Source organism: Actinomycetota bacterium (assembly GCA_040754375.1).
Classification (GTDB): Bacteria; Actinomycetota; Acidimicrobiia; order Acidimicrobiales; family AC-14; genus JBFMCT01.
On record JBFMCT010000082.1, the window covers coordinates 1 to 5,301 of the forward strand.

The following is a 5,301-nucleotide window of genomic DNA, read 5'->3' on the forward strand; positions in this document are numbered from 1 at the left end:
GGGCGGCGGCGGGCGGGGCGGCGGCGGGCGGGGCGGCGGCGGCGGGCGGCTGGGGCGGGGGTGAGCCGGTCCAGGGGACGGGCGGGGAGACGGCGGCGGGCGGGGGCGGGGATGGCGGTGGGCCGGTCCAGGGGACGGCCTGGAAGTGGTCGGCGGGGCCACGTCCACCGGTCAGCGAAGCGATGGTCACCGACTCGGGGCCGAGGCGGCCCTGGACCCGCTCGATGACCCGGGCGACCCGGTCGGCGGCCGCCCGGTCCCCTCCCCAGAACCCCCCCTGGCGGCCCCCACCGGGACGGACCTCTTCGGGCACGAACCGCAGGACGGTGAGCGGCCCGCTGGGGGCGGCCGAGCTGCCCAGCCAGCCGTCGAGCTGCCAGCGGGCACGTTCGGCCAGGGCCGCGGGGGACGCCCCCTCGACCCGCCACGTGCGGGCCCGAGACTCGCCGTGCTCGGTCTCGGCCTCCACCCTGACCAGCACCAGCTCCAGGCCCTGGGACGAGAGCGACTCGTGGAGGCGGGCGGCCAGCGCCCGGGCCACGAAGGCGGCCGTCTCCACCCGCTCGGCCGGTGGGTCGAGCTCGGCGGTAACGGCTAGGTCGGGAGGAGGGTGACGGGCGACCAGCGGACGCTCGTCGAGGCCCCGGGCCAACCGGTGGGCGGCCGCCCCCGGCCGCCCGAAGCGGGCCAGAACCGCCCGGGCGGGCAGGGCGGCCAGGTCGCCTAGGGACCGGACGCCGAGACGGCCCAGCAAGTCGGCCAGCGCCGGGTCCCCCAGCGTGGATACGGGGAAGGGGGCCAGGAAGGCCGGGGCCCGCCCGGGGGGGACCACCACCGCGCCGCGGGCGGCCCGTTCGGCCGCGAAGTGGCCGTCGGCCACCCCCACCCGGCAGTAAGGGGGCTCGGCCAGGCCGGCGGCCGCGACCACCCCGTCCACCCGGGAGGTGACCAGGTCGGCCAGGGCCCGGTCGCCCCCGAAGTAGCGGGACGGGCCCCGGGCCGCGAAAGCGCACACCCCGGGACGGACCACTTCGACCCGGGGGACCATCTCCGAGACGGCGGCCACCACGGGCTCGAAGGCCCGGGCCTCGCCGCCCTGGTCGGGCGCGACCACGACCAGGCCCGGGCACCGGGCTTCGGCCTGGCGGCGCCGCAACCCGCGCTGCACCCCTTCGGCTCGGGCCGGCTCCGAGCACGCCACCACGACGTTGGCCTCCACCACCGCCAGCGGCGGCCCGGCCGCCCCGCCGGCAGCCACCACCGGCCAGTCGGGGCACCACACCACCACCCGGCGCTCAGGGACGGCGGCCGTCATCGCGCGCCCACCGGGCGGGCGGGCAGGCTGCCGCCCATCATCTCCGCCCACCGGGCGGGCGGGCTGCGGCGGCCGTCATCGCGCCCCCACCGGGCGGGCGGGCTGCGGCGGCCTCACCACGCCCCCACCGGGCGGGCGGGCTGCGGCGGCCTCACCACGCCCCCACCGGGCGGGCGGGCTGCGGCGGCCGTCATCGCGCGCCCACCGGGCGGGCGGGCTGCGGCGGCCGTCATCGCACCCCCACCTGGCGGACGGGGAGGCCTGGGGCCGGCAGGCAACCGGGGATGTCGGCAGGAGCAGACGCCACTCCCCCACCGGGACCGGGCAGCCACAGCGACGCCCGGCGAGGGTGGGACGCCGCTCCCCGGCCGGTAGAAACCACCTCGACCCGGCGAGCGCGCAGGTGACCGTGGCCCCGGCCCACCCCCTCCCACCGGGCCGGGCCCGCCGCCAGGCGCAGGTCGGCCCCCCACGGCCACCGGTCGACGACCAGGACAGCCGAACGCTGCCGGGCCCTGACCGCCAACCGGCGGGCTGCGGCCTCGGGGGCTCGCCCCAGGCCCGGCGGTAGGCGGGCCAGCACGACGTCGGCGGCGTCGACCAGCGCGGCCACGGCCCACGCCCAACCCTCGGCGTCGGGGGGCGAGGCCACCAGCGGGAAGCGTTCGAGCACCACCCCCAGCTCGGCGGCGGCCACCACCCCCAGTGAGGGGAACCCGACCGCCGCGCACCACGAACCGGCGGCCGAAGCACCCGCCACCAGGGCCAGGGCCAGCGACGTGGAGCCCGTGACCTCGACGACCGAACCCCGGCGCAGGCCCCCGTCGGCCAGCAGCGGCAATAGCGGCTCCAGCACCGGCAGCACTCGCTCGCCGGCCATGACCACCGGTTTGGCCAGCTCGGCCAACCCCTCCAGCCCGGCCCGCACCCCGGGCCCGGACCGTCCCTGCGACCTCACGTCCCGACTGTACCCGAACGTATGTTCGGGTACCACGGGCCTAGGAGGCGGGGGCCTCCTCCAGGACCGGTTCGGCCACCTCGACGCCGGGCCGGTAGTAGGTGAAAAGGTCGACGATCACCTGGGCCAGGCCGTCGGTCGACGACCCTGGGGCCATGTCGACGGTGACCACGTTGGAGTAGATGTGGACCGAGCGCACACCCTCCTCCTCGAACAGCCGCCGGGCCAGCACGTCGCACGGGCGGTTACCCACCGCGTCGTCGACCGAGTGGTAGCGCTCGTGGCCCATGCCGGTGAGGCTGCGGTTGAGGTCGAACACGGCGGTGGCCGGCTTCGAACCCCGGCGCTCGGTGACTCTGATCAACTGGCCCATCGTGGGGCACACTATCGGTTGCGGTCGGCCCCCCGCCCGGCGGAACGCAAGGCTCCCCCATGACTCCCGACCCCCTCCCCGACGGACCGCACCCCGCGTCCCTGGCCACGTCCGTGGCCCGGGCGCTGGTCGACAACGTGGCCTCGGTCGTACTGGGGAAGCGGCCCGAGATCTCTCTGGTGGTGGCCGGGCTGCTGGCTGGGGGCCACGTCCTGCTGGAGGACGTCCCCGGTGTGGGCAAGACCCTGCTGGCCAAGAGCCTGGCCCGGTCCATCGGCGGCACCACCGGGCGGGTCCAGGGCACGGCCGACCTCATGCCCACCGACATCACCGGTGTGAGCGTCTACGAGCGTGAGCGGGGGGCCTGGCAGTTCCACCCCGGGCCCGTGTTCCACAACGTCGTGCTCGTCGACGAGGTCAACCGGGCCACCCCCCGGGCGCAGTCCGCCCTGCTGGAGGCCATGGGCGAGGGCCAGGTGACAGTGGACGGGGCGGCCCACGCCTTGCCCGAGCCGTTCTTCGTGATCGCCACCCAGAACCCCTACGGCGACGTGGGCACCTTCCCCCTCGTCGAGGGCCAGAGCGACCGGTTCGCCCTGGTGGTCACCCTGGGCCTGCCCGACCGGGAGGCGGAACGGGCCATGCTGGCCGGCGGCGGCGGCCCCGACGCACTGGCCCGGCTGCGCCCGGTCACGACCACCGCCGAACTGGTGGCCGCGGCGGCCGCCGCCGGGGCCGTGCACGTCGACCCGGCGGTGGCCGACTACGTGCTCGACATCGTGGCCGCCACCCGGTCCCACCCCAGCCTCGACCACGGGGCCAGCCCCCGGGCGGCCCGCATCTTCCTGCAGGTGACCAAGGCCTACGCCGCCTACCAGGGCCGTGACTACGCCACTCCTGACGACGTCAAGGCGGTGGCCGTACCCGTGCTCGCCCACCGGGTGGGGGCCGTCACCCGCCGAGGCAGCCACGCCGCCCGGCCGGTCGTCGAGGAACTGCTGGCGTCGGTCCCCACCCCCGCGCCGTGACGGCCGAGGTCCCGGCCCGCCCCCGGCCCCAGCCGCCGCCCCTTTCGTTCCCCGAGCCTGCCCTTCGGGCCCCCAAGGAGCTGCGTCCCAAGATGGGGCTGGCCGTCGCCCTTGTCGTGTCCCTGCTGGGCTGGACGGTGTGGCAGCAGCAGGGCTCGCGGGTCGCCCTCTTCGTCTGCTTCGCCTCGGTGGCGGCCGCCACACTGGACGCCGTCTGGGCCCAGGTGTCCACCGGCCGGGTGACGGCCACGGTCACGGCCGGGCGGGCCGACGTGGTCGTGGGCGAACCGGTGCCCCTCACCGTGGCCCTGGCCGGGGCCCACCAATGGGTGGACGTGTCGGTGGCGCCATTCGGCCCCCAGTCCCGGGGGGCGGACGTTCCCGGTGAGCTCACGATGGCGGGACGGGCGGCCAGCCGGGGGGTGGTGCGATCGGTCGAGGTCGAGCTCGTGGGCCGGGGCCTGGCCGGCTTCGTCTGGTGCGCCCGGCGCCGCACGGTAGCCCTGCCCAGGCCCGTCCACGTCGGGCCCCGGCCTGTCCCCGCCCCCGAGGCTCTCCCCGAACTGGCCCGGTCCTGGGGCGAGGGGCCGGCCCGGCCTGCGCCCAGCGGCGACCAGGTGCGGGGCGTACGGCCTTACCAGCCCGGAGACCCCATGGCCCGGGTCCACTGGCGGGCCACGGCCCGGGACCTGTCGGGCGACCTGGTCGTCAAGGAGGTGGAGGACACCGGCGCCCCCCGCCTCTTGGTGGTCCTCGACCTGGGCCGGGGCGGCGCCGGGGCCGAGGCGGCCGCCGGGCGGGCCGCCTGGTACGCGGGCGAGGGCCTGGCCCGGGGCTACCAGGTGGAACTGTCGACCTACGAGCCCGGCCGAGGCCCGGTGGCCGGCGAGGTCACCAGCGCCGTCGAGGTTCTGCGCCGCCTGGCGGCCGCGGGCACAGGCGGTCCCGCCCGCCCGGCCGAACCCCGGCGCCGGGGTGTGGTCGTCGTCACCGACCAGGGCGACGAATGGCACTGACAGCCGCTCTGGCCGCGGCAGTGGCCATGGTGGCCGCCGCCTCGTCCCTGGGCCTGCCCACCCTCTGGGTCGCCCTCGCCCTGCTCCCGGGGACGGCCCTGGTGGCCGCCCGGCCCGACCGCCGGCCCATAGGACCGGGGCGCGACACCCGCACCCTGATGTGGACCGTGGGCTTCCTGGCCCTGACCGCCTACCTGGCCCAGCCCTCGCCCGACCAGTACCCCCAGATGGCCCGGATCGTGCTGTGGGTCTCGGTCGCCTTCAGCGTCCTGTGGCCGTCACCCGTGGTCGTGCGCTTCTGCCTGCTGGCGGCCGCCGGGTCGTTGGTCGTGGCCCCCGGCGCGGTGGCCGACCTCGTGCCCGCGGCCGCCGCCCTGGCCGCGGGCACGGCCGTCGCCCTCGTCGCCCTCAACCGCCTGTCCCCCACCACCGGGCCGGGGGACAGCACGCGTACTGCGAGCGGGGTACGGGCGTCGGGCGCCAGTCGGACCGCCGGGGCGGCGGGGGTGTCGGGGGGCGTGAGGGCCGGTCGGCCCGGCGGGGGCGGCGGGGCGACGCGGGCGGCGGACGACGGGCGGTCCACCGGGGCGGGCGGGGTGCGTGGGTCGGGC

At 77.7% G+C, this 5,301-nt stretch carries 6 protein-coding genes; 3 read left to right on the forward strand and 3 right to left on the reverse strand.

Annotated features, from left to right (window positions below; translation table 11 throughout):
* From AB1673_17330 to AB1673_17340, 3 genes are all read right to left on the reverse strand, one after another.
* Nucleotides 1-1,315: DNA polymerase Y family protein (locus tag AB1673_17330; protein MEW6155720.1), on the reverse strand; the 1,315-nt coding region annotated here is incomplete at its 3' end.
* Between the two features lie 229 nt (nucleotides 1,316-1,544).
* On the reverse strand, nucleotides 1,545-2,273 hold the full coding sequence (locus tag AB1673_17335) for a hypothetical protein (GenBank protein ID MEW6155721.1): 729 nt from the start codon (nucleotides 2,271-2,273) through the stop codon (nucleotides 1,545-1,547).
* A 40-nt stretch (nucleotides 2,274-2,313) separates the two neighbouring features.
* Nucleotides 2,314-2,637: a hypothetical protein gene (locus AB1673_17340; GenBank protein MEW6155722.1), complete on the reverse strand. Its 324-nt coding sequence runs from the start codon at nucleotides 2,635-2,637 to the stop codon at nucleotides 2,314-2,316.
* Between the two features lie 68 nt (nucleotides 2,638-2,705).
* Between AB1673_17340 and AB1673_17345 the strand changes: the two genes are divergently transcribed.
* The 3 genes from AB1673_17345 to AB1673_17355 all read left to right on the forward strand — a co-directional run.
* Entirely contained in the window at nucleotides 2,706-3,674 is a 969-nt protein-coding gene (locus tag AB1673_17345; GenBank protein ID MEW6155723.1) for a MoxR family ATPase, read from the forward strand.
* A complete protein-coding gene (locus AB1673_17350) occupies nucleotides 3,671-4,690 on the forward strand; it encodes a DUF58 domain-containing protein (GenBank protein MEW6155724.1) in 1,020 nt (339 codons plus the stop codon). Before AB1673_17345 ends, AB1673_17350 begins: the two co-directional genes overlap by 4 nt.
* Nucleotides 4,681-5,301: hypothetical protein (locus AB1673_17355; protein MEW6155725.1), on the forward strand; the 621-nt coding region annotated here is incomplete at its 3' end. The genes AB1673_17350 and AB1673_17355, both read left to right, overlap by 10 nt.